Below are 15600 nucleotides of genomic sequence, written 5' to 3'. Positions count from 1 at the left end.
TAATATTTATAAGGAATTTGGATGAAAAAACTTTTTGTGGGCGCGGAATTTAAAGCGCTCATCATGCTGGCTTTCCCAATTTTATGTACTCAGCTGTTACAAGTGGCCATGGGAACGACAGATATTGCGATTACTGGGCATTTTGATGCACTTGTGCAATCGGGTGTTGCGATGGGTGTATTTGTGTGGAACCCAATTTTATTGTTCGCAAGTGGCACATTGATGGCAGTAACGATTTTAACAGCGCATCAGTTTGGTGCCAATCGTGTGAAACGCATCCCCACAATATTTCATGGTGGTGTTTCAGTTGCTCTTGTTTTCTCAGTGATTGCGATTGTAATCATGTGGAATTCAGAACATATTTTGCAATTCTTTGAAGTACAAGATGATGTGATTCCATTATCAGTGAATTATTTGCGTGCATTGTCTGTGGGTGTGCCTGCAATCTTCTTATTCAATACATTGCGCTGTGTGTGCGAAGGTGTTGCGCGTCCTGTACCTGTAACAATCGTGACATTCATTGGTTTTGTGATTAACGGTGCCATGAACTATTTCTTAGTTTATGGCTATGAGCCAATTGGTTTGAAAAGTTATGGCGTGATTGGTTCAGGTTTAGGGACAGCATTTGCGATGTGGAGCATGCTCATTAGTATGTTGATGTTCTATCGCGTAGAGCCACGTTTGAAAACCTTGAATCTATTCCGTTATCGTGCACGTATTTTTAAGCAAGTGAAAGGATTGCTACAAGTTGGCGTGCCAAATGGTGCATCTATTTTTGCGGAAGTTGCATTATTTTCAGTATCAGGATTAATCTTGGGGCGCTTTGGCGAGATTGTGATTAACAGCCATCAAATTGCACTGAATATTACAAGTCTATCATTCATGGTGCCACTCAGCACTTCATTTGCATTGATCGCATTGATTGGACAGAGAATGGGGCGTAAAGATTATGAAGGTGCAATTCGTATTGCGAAGATGGGGCGTTTAACATGTTTCGGAATCATGATTGGTACAGGTATTTATCTCTTTGCTTTGAAGTCATATTTGCCAATGGTATTTACAGATGATCCTGAGATTTTAAAACTCAGTGCACATTTATTGATTTTCTCTATCATTTTCCAATTGCCAGATGGTTTACAGATTGCGGCAGCGGGTTGTTTACGTGGTATGAAAGATACTAAAGCACCAATGGTGATCGGTATTACATCTTATTGGTTAGTTGCATTGCCGATTGGTTATTATTTAGCGGTGACAAAAAATATGCAGGCAGAAGGTGTATGGGTTGGTTTAATTATTGGTCTAACCTGTTCAGCAATCTTGTCGAATTTACGCTTGCAATGGCAGTTTAAACGAATGAAGGGCATGTATGGTTTGACATAAGTCAATGAGCACATTGATTTCTATGTTGCGCTTCAAACATTTCGCTACATTAGCACTGTTCGCTGTATAAAAAATGGTCGAATGCTATACAGCTCCAAATCTTAGGACTATTTTAGTCAACTTATCGGTTTCTAAATTAGCTCAGTCACATATTTTATAGGATTGTTAAGTATCATGAAAAACGCTTCAACACCTTTGTATGACATTCATGCCATCAAGGATATCGAGAAAAAAGCACTAGAAGTACTCAATATCGCGTCGATTACATTAATGCAACGTGCTGCATTATTTGTACTGGGGTATCTCTATAAGTCATATCCAGATGTGAAAAAGATTGCTGTGATTGTTGGTGCTGGACGAAATGGTGGCGACGGCTATTTCTTTGCGCAACAAGCATTGAGCGCAGGCTTTGAAGTTAAAATTTTCTACTTAGCAGATCCTAATAACTTAGTGGATGATGTGCGTAAAGCTTATTTGGCTGCAAAAGGAATGGGTGTACCTTGTGAATCATTCACTTCAAGTTGTTTAGATGATGCTGATTTAATCATTGATGCCATGATGGGTACAGGTGTAAACCGTGCTTTATCAGGTGAATGGTTGGGTGCTGCGATGTTGATTAATCGTAGCGGCAAACCTGTGATTTCTCTAGATGTGCCATCTGGTTTGAATGCAAATACTGGTGCGATCCTAAGTGAAGCAGTGAAAGCAACAGAAACGATTACGTTCATTGCTCAAAAACCAGGTTTATACACAGGTAAAGGCCCTGAATATGTGGGTAAAGTCATTTGTTCAGATTTAGGTATTCCTGAAGAGTGTTTCGAATCAATTCATGCAGCTTCTTGCTGCTTTAATTTACCAACCATGGCGGAATGGTTCCCTGATCGTAAAAAGTTCAATCATAAAGGTAACTTTGGTCATATCTTAGTTGTGGGTGGATACATTGGGATGGCTGGTGCTGCACTACTGGCAGGTCATGCTGCTTTGCGTATTGGTGCAGGTAGAGTTTCTATTGCAACGCATCCATCGCATGCAATTGCAATGATTCCTTATCACCCTGAATTGATGGTTCGTGGCGTGAATAGTGCGGAAGATTTAGCCCCGATGTTAGAGGTGGCAACGTGCATTGTAATTGGTTGTGGCTTGGGTACGAATGAATGGTCAGTGGAGTTGATGGATGCTGTATTGGCATCTGGCAAACCAATCGTGATTGATGCTGATGGTTTAAATCTGATTGCTCAAGATAAAATCTCTAAAGAGTTATTGGAAGAGAATAAAGATAATCATGTGATCACGCCACATCCAGTAGAAGCGGCAAGATTATTGCATGGTACAGTCAATGATGTTGAAGCAGATCGTTTAGTGACGGCTTATCAATTGTCAGAAAAATTTGGCNCAAGATAAAATCTCTAAAGAGTTATTGGAAGAGAATAAAGATAATCATGTGATCACGCCACATCCAGTAGAAGCGGCAAGATTATTGCATGGTACAGTCAATGATGTTGAAGCAGATCGTTTAGTGACGGCTTATCAATTGTCAGAAAAATTTGGCATTACTGTATTGAAAGGCGCGGGTTCATTGATTTGTGATTCAGACTTCTTAAGTATCAATACGACGGGTAATCCAGCGATGGCAAGTTCTGGTATGGGTGATGCTTTGAGTGGTATTATTGCGGGATTGATTGTGCAAGGCGTTTCGTCAAGACGTGCAACGCGCTTAGGTGTTTGGTTGCACGGTTTGGCAGGAGATCTTTGTGCTGAGCAAGGTTATCGCTCTGTGATTGCAACAGATGTGATTGAATTCTTGCCAAAAGCAATCGCAAGACTTAAGGATTAAGATGGATTTAACAATCGAGTTACACTGTGAATCAGATACTGCTGCGATTGCTGAAAAGCTAGCAGCAGTGATTGCTTCACAAAATTTACAAGCGTTTAAATTATATTTATCAGGTGAATTGGGCGCTGGAAAAACAACATTTTCCAAATATTTTCTGAAAGCTTTAGGCGTTGAAGAAATAATTAAAAGCCCAACATATACCATCATTGAGAGTTATGTTGCAGGTGATTTCAATATCGATCACATTGATTTATATCGTATTGAAGAACAAGATTTATATGATTTAGGATTTTTGGAAGATGATCACAAAATTTGGCTGATCGAATGGCCAGAAAAAGGTGGTGAATCTCTCCCTGAGTCTGATCTATTATTAGTTTTAGAAAGAAATGAAAGCTTATCTATGCAGCTGTTGCCCAAATCGGAATCTGGGCAACAAGCAGTTTTGGCATTAGATATCTGACGCGAATTTAGTTGTGTTGCGATCCAATGGGATTGCAGTACTGCCTTCTGCTAGGAAAGCGCGAGTCTTAGCATCATAGAATGCATAGCGAATCGCAATGTCATTAGCGTTTACAGTATAAGCACCCATTACAATAATATCTGCCTTAAATGCAGCTGCTGCATGAGATGCTTCTGCTGTTGGTACAATCATTTTATTCTGCACAGCAAGCATATCGCGCTTATAACGCACATATTTAGCTGTTGCTGTTTTACCAATGGCATCTGTTAAGCCCATGCCAACAATTCGGCCAGCTTTTTCGCTCTTATTAATATCTTTAGCATTCACTAAAGCGCCCACTAAGAAAACTTCATTCGCGAAAATATCATTTTTCTTTTTAAATAATAATGGATATTTTTGTTTCACTTCTATAATGGATTTACGCAAAGTTTCTTGCATTTTGTAAGAAGAATTTTGATTGAAGTTCGCAACTTCACGATCTAAAGAATTGCGTTCTACAGCTGATACTTCCCAAGCATTGTAATGTTCATAATTGTACTTTGGTTGTTCTGCAATTGATTCGTCGTAAGGAACGCCATAAACAGGTGCACCATCTACAGCAGGCCAAATACAACCAGACAATACGATCAAGCTTGCCATACTTAAAGGGATTATTTTTTTCATAATTATCCTGTCTCTATATAATCTATGGTGATTTAAATTGTAATCTTTTGGATTATATCATGGAAAAATAATCAATCATTTGAATTTCATTGTTAAATCATGGAACTCATACGAATTGTGATAAATATCAGCTTGTGAGATTTCGTCTAGTTTGCTTGAGGCGTGCTAGAATAAGCGTAATTGTCTAAAATTATGTTGAGGGTTGTATGAAAGAAAAAATCATGAATGCTTTAAATGATGTCAAAGTGGTCTTTGATAATAAAAAGCTGGGCAATTTGTTGCGTATTACATCAGTTGATTATTTAGAAAAAGATCAAATTTATGTTGTGACGATTACTCTCAACTTCGAAAGCAAAACATATAATGAAGCTTTGGTGAAAGCATGTGGTGAAGCAATTCAGCCATTGTTGAAAACAGGCGAAAGCGTTCGTTTCGAGATCAATGCTAAAAATGTGACGCATAAAGTGCAAAATGGCTTGAAACCATTCAAAAATATTAAAAATATCATTGCTGTAGGTTCTGGCAAGGGTGGCGTTGGCAAATCAACAACATCGATTAATATTGCCAATGCTTTGAAAAATGAAGGTTTCTCTGTGGGGATTTTGGATGCGGATATTTATGGTCCAAGTATGCCAAAAATGCTCGGTACAAAAGATAAGCCAGTTTCTAAAGATAATAAGAGCATGGAGCCAATCGAAATTGATGGCATGCAAGCGATGTCCATCGGCTTCTTAGTAGATGAAAAAGATGCGATGATCTGGCGTGCACCTATGGCTGTTGGTGCATTGACGCAATTATTAAACGATACAAACTGGCGTGACATTGATTATTTGATCATCGATATGCCACCAGGAACAGGTGATATTCAATTAACCTTGTCACAAAAGATTCCAGTAGCAGGTAGTGTCATTGTCACAACGCCACAAGATATTGCATTGATCGATGCTCGTAAAGGCATTGATATGTTTGAAAAAGTGGATGTACCAATTTTAGGTGTTGTGGAAAATATGAGCACACATGTTTGCTCTAATTGTGGTCATGAAGAAGCAATCTTTGGTGTAGATGGCGGTAAATTATTGGCGCAAGATAGCCACGTGCCATTATTAGGTCAGTTACCATTAGATATTCGTGTGCGTAAAGCGTTAGATAATGGTGAGCTTCAAACATTAAATGATTCGGATATTGCTTTGCGTTATCAAGAGATTGCACTTAAAATGGTGTCACATTTGTCACAAAGACCTAAAGATGTGGCAGGCAAATTCCCTAAAATTGTTGTAGAGAACAGCTAAATTATGAGCATTAAATCTGATCGTTGGATCCGTGAACAAGCCGAAAAATACGGCATGATTGAACCTTTTGCGCCAAGCCAAGTGCGTTATGATGACAATGAAAATCGCATCATCAGCTATGGTACATCAAGCTATGGTTATGATGTTCGTTGTAGTAATGAATTTAAAGTGTTCACGAACATTAACTCAACAATTGTTGATCCAAAAAACTTTGAAGATGGCACTTTTGTCGATGTAGTTTCAGATGTTTGTATCATTCCACCCAATTCATTTGCATTGGCAAGAACGGTTGAATATTTCCGTATTCCGCGCAGTGTATTAACAGTTTGCTTAGGTAAATCAACTTATGCACGCTGTGGCATCATCGTGAATGTGACGCCATTAGAACCAGAATGGGAAGGGCATGTAACATTAGAATTTTCTAACACAACACCATTACCTGCAAAAATTTACGCGGGCGAAGGCGTTGCGCAGATGCTCTTTTTTGAATCAGATGAAATTTGTGAAACATCTTATAAAGACCGCGGTGGTAAATACCAAGGTCAAACAGGTGTAACACTACCAAGAACATAATAGAAGGATAGTAATGTCTGACATTAAAATAAAAACACCAGAACAGATCGAAGGAATTCGTAAAGCATGCCGTTTGGCTGCAGATGTTCTGGATATGATTGGCGAGCACGTAAAAGTTGGCATCACAACTGAAGAGCTAGATAACATTATGAACCAATTCATTTTGGATCATGGTGCGATTTCAGCATGTTTTGGTTATGGTGATCCAGGTTTTCCTAAATATACGTGCATTTCTTTGAATCATGTTGTGTGTCATGGTATTCCAAATGATAAACCTTTAAAGAAAGGCGACATCTTAAACATCGATGTGACTGTGATTTTGGATGGTTATTATGGTGATAACAGCCGTATGTACACAGCAGGTGAAGTTTCAACATTAGCAAAACGTCTCATCGATGTCACACATGAATGCATGATGAAAGGCATCGAAGTTGTGAAACCTGGTGCATCATTCCGCGAAATTGGTCAAGTGATTCAAAAGCATGCGCATGCTAATCATTTCTCTGTTGTAGAAGATTTCTGTGGCCATGGCGTTGGCATTGAGTTCCATGAAGCGCCATTGGTATTGCATTATGATTCACCAAAAGTGACTGATGTGATGCAAGAAGGTATGATTTTTACAATCGAACCAATGCTCAATGTAGGAAAATATGCATGTAAAGTATTGGCAGATGGTTGGACAGTTGTGACAAGAGATCGCTCTTTATCAGCACAATGGGAACATCAAATTCTTGTGACAGCAACAGGTTATGAAATTCTAACATTATCAAAACTATAAGTATTATGAACGATCATCGACTCTCTTTTTGTATTTCAGGCGCGGGTCCAATTGGGTTAGCGTTGGCTTTAGGATTAGGGCAATCTGGTTATCAAGTGAAGCTTTTGGATCAAAAGTCACACATTGATAAAGATATTTTGGTGGATGATCATCGTATGCTGGCATTGTCCCATCGCACTGTTGAGTTCTTTAAGCGCTTGGGTGTTTGGGGCAATATGTTGGATTATGCAACGGCAATCAATTCTGTGCATGTTTCACAGAAAAAATGCAAAGTTGAGGTGCTGATGAAAGCATCTCAGCATGATTTGGATCATTTTGGTTATTTAGTGCCGCAAGGGCGCGTGATTTTAGCACTGTATGAACAGGTGCTTGCACAAGAGCATATTGACTTATGTTTGGGTAGCAGAATCATTCCAAGTGCTGATTTATCGCATGGCACAGTGACGATTCATCAAAATAATGAAAAATTTACCGAAACCTTTGATTGGTTGATTGCTGCTGAAGGCGTTAATTCTATTTTGCGCAATAATTTTGGCATAGAAACGTTCTCTCGAGATTATGATCAAGTGGCTGTGATTGCTCGCGCAACTTTTGAGAAACCTCATCAAAATACTGCTTATGAGCGCTTCACAGAAGAAGGACCTTTGGCTTTATTGCCAGTGAACGAGCATGAAATGGCAGTGGTTTTGGTTGCAGATAGCTGTGAATCTGAAAAATGGAAGAAGGCTTCTGACTTAACTTATTCAGCTGAAATTTTAGCAAGAATTGGCGCGAGATTAGGCGATATCACAGAGGTTGGTGAACGCCAAGTTTGGCCATTAACTTTGATGATTCCTAAAAAAGTTGTGGATGGTAAATTATTGTTAGCAGGCAATAGTGCTCATGGTTTGCATCCGATTGCAGGACAAGGTTTGAATTTAGGTATTCGTGATTGTGAAGCAATCATTGATTTATTTGCAGTGAATCAATATCCAACTGAAAGCGATTTGATAGCATTCAATGATGTGCGTCGTAAAGATATTGTGAAAACAGTGGGCGCAACGGATTTCTTAGTGAATGCATTTGGTGTTAAAGGTACTTTGGCACAAACAGCACGATTGCTAGGCTTATTGGGCGTTAAAACATTGCCGTTTGTGAGGAAAAAAATCGCAACAGTTGGCATGGGATATTAGGAGAAAATATGCAGAAATTTGATGTCATCATTAATGGTGCAGGTTTAGTGGGATCAAGCATTGGTTTGGCGCTGGCTGAATCAGGTTTTAAAGTATTGATCGTAGAATTTGCTCCCATTGAAAAGCTTTATCCAAAAGATGATTATGGCTTACGAGTTTCTGCATTTACGCCAACTAGCCGCAAATGGTTAGAGCACGTGGGCGTTTGGGATAATTTATTGCACAGTGGTCGAATGACACCATTCTTACATATGCATGTTTGGGATGGTTCTGGCGATGGTGCTTTGCAATTCGATGCAGATGGCACAGGATCAGATGCATTGGGTTGGATTTTAGATAATGAAGCAACGCAAGGTGCTTTATTAGATCGCGTTAAAGTCGAAGCGAATATCACATTATTAGATAACAGAAAATTAGTGAGCTTTGAAAATATAGCCAATGGTGTGATCGTACAAACTGATGATGGCGAGAAATACGAAGCTGAATTAGTTGTCGGTGCAGATGGTGGTCGATCGCTGATTCGTGATTGGGCAAACATTCCATGCACAGGTTGGAGTTATGGGCAAAAAACAATTGTAGGGCAAGTAAAGCCTGAACGCGGACATGATAATACTTGCTGGCAAAAATTCACAACTAATGGCCCAGTTGCATTACTACCATTGAATGATGGTCGTTGTTCATTAGCATGGCACACAACACATCAGGAAGCGGACGAACTATTGGCACTGGATCGTGATGAATTTAGCCGTCGTTTAACAGAAGCATTTGGTGGCCGCTTTGGGAATATTGAGGCAAGTTGGAGCTTAGGTGCTTTCCCATTACGATTGAACCATGCACGCCAATATTACCGTGATCATTTTGTGTTAGCAGGTGATGCTGCACATAATATTCATCCTTTGGCAGGATTAGGTGTTAATATCGGATTCTTAGATGCTGCAACTTTGGTGGAAGAGTTGATGAACGCTCGTCAACAAGGTTTAAATCTATCAGATGATGCAGTATTGAAACAATATGAAAAGCGTCGTAAAAAGCACAATATGCTGATTATGGGCGCTATGGATCTTTTCAAACGCAGTGGTGGATCAGATCACTTCGTGATGAATAAATTACGTAATATCGGTTTAACAGTTGCGGATAAATTACCATTTGGGAAACGTGAAATGGCAAAATTTGCCATGGGTTACTATGGAGATGTCCCAAAGTTTGTTAAACCTTAAATGGAATAGGGTCTCAAAGGATGATTGAAGATAAGTTCAAAGAATTAGAAGCAAAAGTTTTCACAATGTTGGAAGAAAATAAAAGTTTAAAAGTTGAATTAGGACTTTTGAAAGAGAGTTTAAGCCAATGCATGACAGAATCAGCACATACGATTGAGTCATTGAAAACTGAATCAGCAAATACTATTGCATCGTTGAAAACAGAATCTGCTCATAAAATTGAGACAATACAAACGGAATCAGCTCAAGCGTTAGCAACATTGCAAACAGCATCATCTCAAGCTTTGGAAACGCTACGAACTGAGTCAGAGCAAACTGTGCAAATGTTGCAAGATGAAAATGCTTTGATTCAATCACGTAATGCTGAATTGACAATGCATTTGAAGAAAATTATGAGTCGCTTAGAATCTTTGGGTGTTCAATAAGGAGAAAGATCAATGGAATTAATTACAATCACTGTTTTGGGTATCGATTACAAAATCAGCTGCCCAGTGGATAAGGTCGATTCTTTGAAACGCTCAGCAGTATTATTGGATTCAAAATTAACGACAATGCGCGCAAGTGGCAAAATGTCGATTGAGCAAGCAGCAATCATGGTGGGCTTGAATTTGGCAGATGAATTGTTGCAATCAGAAGCCTCTTTGAAAAATATGCGGTCACAATGGGTTAATCAATTAGATTCTTTGAATGGCAAATTGGACGAAGCTTTATCTCAAAAGGCATAAAATATGGCAAATTGGACGAAGCTTTATCTCAAAAGGCATAAAATATGGTAATTGATGTAGATGCAAGAATTTTAGGTAGCACATGTTTTGTGGCAGAATTACCTTTATGTAATCTTTATTTACAAAATGAATCACGTTTTCCTTGGCTGGTTTTGGTACCACGCCAGGAAAATGCATCAGAGTTGATTGATCTTTCTATGGAAGATCAGCAAGAGTTAACGCGTGAAATCGTAATGGTTTCTCAGTTGATGAAAGCAAAATATAGCCCAGATAAGCTCAATGTTGCGAACTTAGGAAATATCGTGAAGCAGTTGCATGTTCACGTGATTGCACGTTATGAATCTGATAGTGCTTGGCCGGGTCCTGTTTGGGGAAAATTTGATGCACCATTGATGTATGATGGCGAAGAATTAGAAGCAAAAGCTGCAGAAATTCGTGCAGAGTTGGTGAATTACGCAGTATGAGTTTAGTAAATAAGTTAAGCGCTTGGTTATGGGCAGAACCCAGTAACTTTTTTAAATTCTTATGTCGATTGATCTATCGTTTAATCGAAAGTGTTTCTAAAGAAGGGATTCGTACCCGATCTCAAGCTTTGGCTTATACAACAATCTTATCCATTGTGCCGTTTATGGCTGTGAGCTTTTCTATCCTGAAAAGCTTTGGTGTTTATCAAAACTTTATTCCAACATTGAATAAAATGTTTGAATCAACAGGTATTCAAGATGAAAATATCATGAATACATTGATTGGTTTTGTGGACAATGTACAAGTCGGTTTATTGGGCAGTATTGGTTTTGTGGTGCTTTTCTATACTGTTGTGAGCTTGGTGAGCACAATTGAAACTGCTTTTAATAATAACTGGAATGTAGAGAAAAATCGTAGTTTTACCCAAAGAATTTCTTATTATTTAGTGATTGTTTTATTGGGTCCAGTTTTAATATTCTCGTTGATTTCAATGATATCTAGTGCCGTTATTTTTAAAGTATTTTCGATACCTTTGCCGAATTGGTTAACAGCATATGTCAGCGAAGGCATGACAGTTGTTGTATTGATGCTGTTTTTATCTGCATTGTATTTCTTTTTAACCAATGCAAAAGTTAAAATTGTACCAGCATTGCTTGGTGGTTTATTTGCAGCAATTGCATGGCAATTCATGGGTAAAATGTTTGCAGATTTCATTGCGACATCCACGAAATATTCTGGGATTTATTCAGGTTTTGCGAGTGTGATTCTGTTTTTTATCTGGATGGATTTAACTTGGTTGGTTGTATTGTTGGGGAATCGTTTGGCATATTTATTACAATATCCTCATCAGCTTGTGATGGATAGAAAAGAGAATGATTTCAAATTGCCTGAAGCAATCACAGTTAAAATAATGCCTAAAGATAAATATGGTGAAGAGTGGATAGTGCAATCCATTCAAACGAATAAGGAGAAGTGATTTGGACAGTCAAGGTCCATTTTGGGAAAAGCCATTGGCAAAGTTATCACCAGAAGAATGGGAAGCTTTGTGTGATGGTTGCGGTTTATGCTGCTTAAATAAGATTGAAGACATTGATACAGGTCGAATTTATACAACGCGTGTTGCATGCGATTTATTGGATTTGAATACCTGCCAATGTTCTAGTTATGTGAATAGAAAACAGTTTGTATCTGATTGTATTAAATTAACGTATAAATTAGTGGCGACTGTGGATTGGTTACCAGAAACATGCGCGTATGCACGTCGTTATCGTGATCAAACATTGCCTGAATGGCATTATTTATTAACAGGTGATCGCAATACTGTTCGTGAATTTGTGGATGTTACTCAACACAAACTCATTCATGAGAAAGATACTAAAAAGCCACTGCATTATTATATGATTGATGGAGATTTTACGCGTGAGTCATGAATTAACACACTTTAATCAAGCAGGCGAAGCGCACATGGTAAATGTTGCGGATAAAAGTGATACAAAGCGCATTGCTGTGGCTCATGGTTTAATTACGATGAATCAGATTGCTTTTGATGCTTTGCAAAAAGGCGAAAGTAAAAAAGGTGATGTTTTAGGGGTTGCACGTATTGCTGCGATTCAAGCAACGAAACAGACATCATTGTTGATTCCATTGTGCCATCCTTTGCCATTGACACATGTTTCTGTGGATTTTGAATATCATGATGATCGTACGCTAGAAATTATCGTACAAACAGAGACTGTTGGCAAAACAGGTGTTGAAATGGAAGCAATTACAGGAGTTTCCGTTGGACTCATGACAGTGTATGATATGTTAAAAGCTGTCGATAAAAGTATGGTGATTAGCAATATCGAGCTTCTTGAGAAGATCGGTGGCAAGAGCGGTCACTATAAACGTACTGAAAAGTGAAGAAATTTTGACAAAAAATTCAGCAAAGATTAGAATAGCAATCTTTTTTGAGATTGTTAGCAGGGTATTTTAAGTGAAATACGCAGAGTTTCCCCTCAAGAAAACTGTCAATGAAGGACGAGTTTACGAAGATTCGCTCTCTGTAGAGCATTTTCCTCGGCTAAAAGAGGCAGTTTATTCTGTCGATTCGCCTATTCGTTTTCGGGTTCAAGGTGAAACGAATCCGTTAGGACAGAAAGAGGTTAAAGGTAATGTAGCTGTTGATGTATCTATGGTATGTCAGCGTTGCTTAGAGCCGTTTCAAACTAAGTTTGATCTACCGATTCATTGGATCCCTGTAAAAGATGAGTCCGCGCATGATCTCATTGGTGATGACGAGGCTCTATTATTGGTTGAAGGAGATGAAATTAATCTTCTAGAATTATTAGAAGATGAAGTTTTATTAACGCTTCCATTGGTGCCAAAGCATGATTTAGATGAAGATTGCGATGGAAAGGATTATTTAGAAAAGCTCAAACCACAAGAGGAAAAGAAACAACCTTTTGCAGAGCTTGCTGAATTACTAAAAAAATAGTTTTTCTTTAGTAAATTTTAAGAGGAAATAAACATGGCTGTTCAGAAATCAAAAGTAACACGTTCAAAGCGTAACATGCGTCGCGCACACGACTTTTTAACAAGCGCACAATTAAGCACAGATGCGACAAGCGGTGAATTACATCGTCGTCACCACATCACTGCTAATGGCTTTTATCGTGGTCGCCAAGTATTGAACTTTGATAAANCAGAGCTTGCTGAATTACTAAAAAAATAGTTTTTCTTTAGTAAATTTTAAGAGGAAATAAACATGGCTGTTCAGAAATCAAAAGTAACACGTTCAAAGCGTAACATGCGTCGCGCACACGACTTTTTAACAAGCGCACAATTAAGCACAGATGCGACAAGCGGTGAATTACATCGTCGTCACCACATCACTGCTAATGGCTTTTATCGTGGTCGCCAAGTATTGAACTTTGATAAAAACGTACCAACAGTAGAGTAATTTTACTCAAAAGTTGATAAAGTAAAACCTACGTGGATTGCATTCGCGTGGGTTTTTTTATTAGAACAATTCTATTTGGATAATATGTCACTTAATCAGAAAATTACGATTGCAGTAGATGTAATGAGCGGTGATAAAGGCTCTGAAGAGCTTCTTCCCGCTGTCATCTCCGTTGCAATGAACAACGAAAAATTAACGTTGATTGCGGTTGGCCAAGAAGAGAAATTGAAAGCACAATTGAGTGCGCATCCTCTTTATAAAGAAGGGCGAATTCAGATCCAAGATGCAACACAAGTTGTAGAAATGGATGAACAACCACAAAGCGCGTTGAAGAATAAAAAAGATTCTTCCATGCGTGTTGCCATTAATCTTGTGAAAACAGGACAAGCATCTGCGTGTGTTTCTGCAGGAAATACTGGTGCATTGATGGCGACAGCACGTTTCGTTTTGAAAACAATGCCAGGTATTGATCGTCCTGCGATTTGTACTGTATTGCCTTCATTAAAATCTAAATATAAACATGTTCACATGTTGGATTTAGGTGCAAACGTAGATGAAGAGCCAAAACATCTTCAACAATTTGCCATTATGGGCTCATTGTTAGCAGCTGCGATGGATAAAAATCCTTCACCAAGAGTTGCATTGTTGAACATTGGTTCAGAAGCCATCAAAGGCAACAGCCTAATTCGTGAATCTGCAAAATTATTACAAGAAACGGATCTGAACTATATTGGATTTGTGGAAGGTGACGGTATTTTCTTTGACGATGTGGATGTTGTTGTCTGTGATGGTTTCTCAGGTAATGTTGCATTAAAAACATTAGAAGGTTCTTGTAAGTTGATCGCGGAATATTTGAAGCGTTCATACAAGAAAAATATTTTTACGAAAATGGCTGCGCTCATTTCTAAATCTGTGTTGAATTCATTGAAAGCAGAGGTTGATCCTAGAAATTATAACGGTGCAAGCTTATTAGGGTTGCGCGGTATTGTTGTGAAATCTCATGGTAATGCTGATCGTATCTCTTTTGAAAATGCTATCAATATTGCGGTCAAATTGGCTGAGCAAGATGTGGTCGGTCAAATCGAGAAGCAATTTTCAGTGGAAGATGGTATAACATCCGATTCGGAACAAATTTAAGGGTTTAGGCATGTACTCTAAGATTATTGGAACAGGTCACTATTTGCCAGAAAATGTGGTCACTAATTATGATTTAGAAAAAAAGATCGAAACAAATCATGATTGGATTGTAGAACGTACAGGTATTCATCAGCGTTACATTGCCTCAGAAGGTGAAACTGCAACAAGTTTTGGTGCGAATGCTGCGCGTTCTGCATTAGAAAATGCAGGGATTGATGCAACAGATATCGATTTGATCGTGGTGGCAACATCAACGCCAGATAAAGTTTATCCATCAACAGCAACATTGATTCAAGCGGAATTGGGTAATCAAGGTGCACCAGCATTTGATGTCACTGCTGCATGTTCAGGCTTTATTTACGCTTTGAGTGTTGCTGATAACTTTATTAAAGCAGGTTCTGCAAAGCGTGCATTAATTATCGGTACAGAAGTTTATTCTCGCTTGTTGGATTGGAATGATCGTGCAACATGTGTGTTATTTGGTGATGGTGCTGCTGCAATTATTTTAGAAGCAAGCGAAGAGTCTGGTGTTTTATCAACACATATCCACTCAGATGGTCGCCATGCTGATTTATTACGTGTGGATCGCCCTTATGCTGATGATGTGGATGGTAATCCATATGTGCAAATGAAAGGCAGTGAAGTGTTTAAACACGCTGTTTCTAAATTGCATGAAATCGTTGCGGAAACATTAACTCAAAATGAGATCAGTGCAGAGCAAGTGGATTGGTTGATTCCTCACCAAGCAAACTTACGCATCATCAATGCGACAGCAAAGAAAATGGGTTTAGACTCAAGCAAAATTATCATTACAGTTGATCAACATGCGAATACATCCGCAGCAAGTATCCCATTAGCATTGGATGCAGCGCGCCGTGATGGTCGTGTGAAAGAAGGTCAATTAATATTATTAGAAGCATTTGGTGGCGGTTTCACTTGGGGCTCAGCCTTGATCAGAATGTAATA

General features: G+C 38.7%; 21 protein-coding genes. 20 read left to right on the top strand and 1 reads right to left on the bottom strand.

Features of this window, described 5'->3' with window-relative positions:
* The first annotated feature begins 21 nt into the window (after positions 1 to 21).
* The 4 genes from BZK16_RS06830 to tsaE all read left to right on the top strand — a co-directional run bounded on the left by BZK16_RS06830 (position 22) and on the right by tsaE (position 3674).
* Positions 22 to 1380 (top strand): MATE family efflux transporter, encoded by a 1359-nt coding sequence (locus BZK16_RS06830; RefSeq protein ID WP_077928145.1) that lies wholly within the window; start codon positions 22 to 24, stop codon positions 1378 to 1380.
* A gap of 174 nt (positions 1381 to 1554) precedes the next feature.
* A complete protein-coding gene (locus tag BZK16_RS06825; RefSeq protein WP_233145216.1) occupies positions 1555 to 2781 on the top strand; it encodes an NAD(P)H-hydrate epimerase in 1227 nt (408 codons plus the stop codon).
* 40 nt (positions 2782 to 2821) lie between these two features.
* The gene (locus tag BZK16_RS06820; RefSeq protein ID WP_456300684.1) at positions 2822 to 3214 is read left to right on the top strand and encodes an ADP-dependent NAD(P)H-hydrate dehydratase; all 393 of its coding nucleotides are present in this window, start codon (positions 2822 to 2824) and stop codon (positions 3212 to 3214) included.
* 1 nt (position 3215) lies between these two features.
* Positions 3216 to 3674, top strand: coding sequence for a tRNA (adenosine(37)-N6)-threonylcarbamoyltransferase complex ATPase subunit type 1 TsaE (gene tsaE / locus BZK16_RS06815; protein ID WP_077928143.1), 459 nt, complete (start codon positions 3216 to 3218; stop codon positions 3672 to 3674).
* Here the strand turns inward: tsaE and BZK16_RS06810 are convergent.
* Positions 3663 to 4337 (bottom strand): hypothetical protein, encoded by a 675-nt coding sequence (locus BZK16_RS06810; RefSeq protein ID WP_077928142.1) that lies wholly within the window; start codon positions 4335 to 4337, stop codon positions 3663 to 3665. The genes tsaE and BZK16_RS06810 overlap by 12 nt on opposite strands.
* Positions 4338 to 4543: 206 nt before the next feature.
* On the opposite strand from BZK16_RS06810, the gene apbC reads away from it, so the two are divergent.
* From apbC to BZK16_RS06730, 16 genes are all read left to right on the top strand, one after another.
* Entirely contained in the window at positions 4544 to 5626 is a 1083-nt protein-coding gene (gene apbC / locus BZK16_RS06805; RefSeq protein ID WP_077928141.1) for an iron-sulfur cluster carrier protein ApbC, read from the top strand.
* A gap of 3 nt (positions 5627 to 5629) precedes the next feature.
* Complete coding sequence (gene dcd / locus BZK16_RS06800; RefSeq protein WP_077928140.1) at positions 5630 to 6199, top strand: dCTP deaminase; 570 nt, start codon at positions 5630 to 5632, stop codon at positions 6197 to 6199.
* Between the two features lie 13 nt (positions 6200 to 6212).
* Complete coding sequence (gene map, locus BZK16_RS06795) at positions 6213 to 6977, top strand: type I methionyl aminopeptidase (protein WP_077928139.1); 765 nt, start codon at positions 6213 to 6215, stop codon at positions 6975 to 6977.
* A 5-nt stretch (positions 6978 to 6982) separates the two neighbouring features.
* The gene (locus BZK16_RS06790) at positions 6983 to 8149 is read left to right on the top strand and encodes an FAD-dependent monooxygenase (protein WP_077928138.1); all 1167 of its coding nucleotides are present in this window, start codon (positions 6983 to 6985) and stop codon (positions 8147 to 8149) included.
* Positions 8150 to 8157: 8 nt separating this feature from the next.
* Positions 8158 to 9366 (top strand): UbiH/UbiF/VisC/COQ6 family ubiquinone biosynthesis hydroxylase, encoded by a 1209-nt coding sequence (locus BZK16_RS06785; RefSeq protein WP_077928137.1) that lies wholly within the window; start codon positions 8158 to 8160, stop codon positions 9364 to 9366.
* A gap of 20 nt (positions 9367 to 9386) precedes the next feature.
* A complete protein-coding gene (locus BZK16_RS06780; RefSeq protein WP_077928136.1) occupies positions 9387 to 9791 on the top strand; it encodes a hypothetical protein in 405 nt (134 codons plus the stop codon).
* Between the two features lie 12 nt (positions 9792 to 9803).
* Positions 9804 to 10091 carry a cell division protein ZapA gene (locus BZK16_RS06775; protein WP_077928135.1) on the top strand — a complete coding sequence of 96 codons (288 nt, stop codon included), beginning with the start codon at positions 9804 to 9806 and terminating at the stop codon, positions 10089 to 10091.
* Positions 10092 to 10135: 44 nt separating this feature from the next.
* Complete coding sequence (locus tag BZK16_RS06770) at positions 10136 to 10555, top strand: HIT domain-containing protein (RefSeq protein WP_233145215.1); 420 nt, start codon at positions 10136 to 10138, stop codon at positions 10553 to 10555.
* On the top strand, positions 10552 to 11532 hold the full coding sequence (locus BZK16_RS06765) for a YihY/virulence factor BrkB family protein (protein ID WP_077928134.1): 981 nt from the start codon (positions 10552 to 10554) through the stop codon (positions 11530 to 11532). Before BZK16_RS06770 ends, BZK16_RS06765 begins: the two co-directional genes overlap by 4 nt.
* Position 11533: 1 nt before the next feature.
* On the top strand, positions 11534 to 11986 hold the full coding sequence (locus BZK16_RS06760; RefSeq protein ID WP_077928133.1) for a YcgN family cysteine cluster protein: 453 nt from the start codon (positions 11534 to 11536) through the stop codon (positions 11984 to 11986).
* Positions 11976 to 12458, top strand: a complete 483-nt coding sequence (gene moaC / locus BZK16_RS06755) for a cyclic pyranopterin monophosphate synthase MoaC (RefSeq protein ID WP_077928132.1) — start codon at positions 11976 to 11978, stop codon at positions 12456 to 12458. Before BZK16_RS06760 ends, moaC begins: the two co-directional genes overlap by 11 nt.
* A gap of 73 nt (positions 12459 to 12531) precedes the next feature.
* Positions 12532 to 13032, top strand: a complete 501-nt coding sequence (locus BZK16_RS06750; protein ID WP_077928131.1) for a YceD family protein — start codon at positions 12532 to 12534, stop codon at positions 13030 to 13032.
* 33 nt (positions 13033 to 13065) lie between these two features.
* Positions 13066 to 13269, top strand: coding sequence for a 50S ribosomal protein L32 (rpmF, locus tag BZK16_RS06745; RefSeq protein WP_077928130.1), 204 nt, complete (start codon positions 13066 to 13068; stop codon positions 13267 to 13269).
* A gap of 33 nt (positions 13270 to 13302) precedes the next feature.
* On the top strand, positions 13303 to 13497 hold the full coding sequence (rpmF, locus tag BZK16_RS06740) for a 50S ribosomal protein L32 (RefSeq protein WP_008315565.1): 195 nt from the start codon (positions 13303 to 13305) through the stop codon (positions 13495 to 13497).
* A gap of 84 nt (positions 13498 to 13581) precedes the next feature.
* A complete protein-coding gene (plsX, locus tag BZK16_RS06735) occupies positions 13582 to 14634 on the top strand; it encodes a phosphate acyltransferase PlsX (RefSeq protein WP_077928129.1) in 1053 nt (350 codons plus the stop codon).
* A gap of 10 nt (positions 14635 to 14644) precedes the next feature.
* Positions 14645 to 15598, top strand: a complete 954-nt coding sequence (locus BZK16_RS06730; RefSeq protein ID WP_077928128.1) for a beta-ketoacyl-ACP synthase III — start codon at positions 14645 to 14647, stop codon at positions 15596 to 15598.
* The last annotated feature ends 2 nt before the right edge of the window (positions 15599 to 15600 follow it).

This window comes from Wohlfahrtiimonas populi, from assembly GCF_002006795.1.
GTDB classification, from domain to species: Bacteria; Pseudomonadota; Gammaproteobacteria; order Cardiobacteriales; family Wohlfahrtiimonadaceae; genus Wohlfahrtiimonas; species Wohlfahrtiimonas populi.
The sequence above is the reverse complement of the archived record's forward strand: the minus strand, read 5'-3'. Positions and strand labels throughout refer to the sequence as shown.

Bases quoted from the DNA above. Each gene is read 5' to 3' on its own strand.
- BZK16_RS06790 (WP_077928138.1), top strand. From the start codon at position 6,983: ATGAACGATCATCGACTCTCTTTTTGTATTTCAGGCGCGGGTCCAATT.
- BZK16_RS06775 (WP_077928135.1), top strand. From the start codon at position 9,804: ATGGAATTAATTACAATCACTGTTTTGGGTATCGATTACAAAATCAGC.
- plsX (WP_077928129.1), top strand. From the start codon at position 13,582: ATGTCACTTAATCAGAAAATTACGATTGCAGTAGATGTAATGAGCGGT.
- BZK16_RS06780 (WP_077928136.1), top strand. From the start codon at position 9,387: ATGATTGAAGATAAGTTCAAAGAATTAGAAGCAAAAGTTTTCACAATG.
- map (WP_077928139.1), top strand. From the start codon at position 6,213: ATGTCTGACATTAAAATAAAAACACCAGAACAGATCGAAGGAATTCGT.
- BZK16_RS06765 (WP_077928134.1), top strand. From the start codon at position 10,552: ATGAGTTTAGTAAATAAGTTAAGCGCTTGGTTATGGGCAGAACCCAGT.
- BZK16_RS06785 (WP_077928137.1), top strand. From the start codon at position 8,158: ATGCAGAAATTTGATGTCATCATTAATGGTGCAGGTTTAGTGGGATCA.
- apbC (WP_077928141.1), top strand. From the start codon at position 4,544: ATGAAAGAAAAAATCATGAATGCTTTAAATGATGTCAAAGTGGTCTTT.
- BZK16_RS06730 (WP_077928128.1), top strand. From the start codon at position 14,645: ATGTACTCTAAGATTATTGGAACAGGTCACTATTTGCCAGAAAATGTG.
- tsaE (WP_077928143.1), top strand. From the start codon at position 3,216: ATGGATTTAACAATCGAGTTACACTGTGAATCAGATACTGCTGCGATT.
- dcd (WP_077928140.1), top strand. From the start codon at position 5,630: ATGAGCATTAAATCTGATCGTTGGATCCGTGAACAAGCCGAAAAATAC.
- rpmF (WP_008315565.1), top strand. From the start codon at position 13,303: ATGGCTGTTCAGAAATCAAAAGTAACACGTTCAAAGCGTAACATGCGT.
- BZK16_RS06770 (WP_233145215.1), top strand. From the start codon at position 10,136: ATGGTAATTGATGTAGATGCAAGAATTTTAGGTAGCACATGTTTTGTG.
- BZK16_RS06830 (WP_077928145.1), top strand. From the start codon at position 22: ATGAAAAAACTTTTTGTGGGCGCGGAATTTAAAGCGCTCATCATGCTG.
- BZK16_RS06810 (WP_077928142.1), bottom strand. From the start codon at position 4,337: ATGAAAAAAATAATCCCTTTAAGTATGGCAAGCTTGATCGTATTGTCT.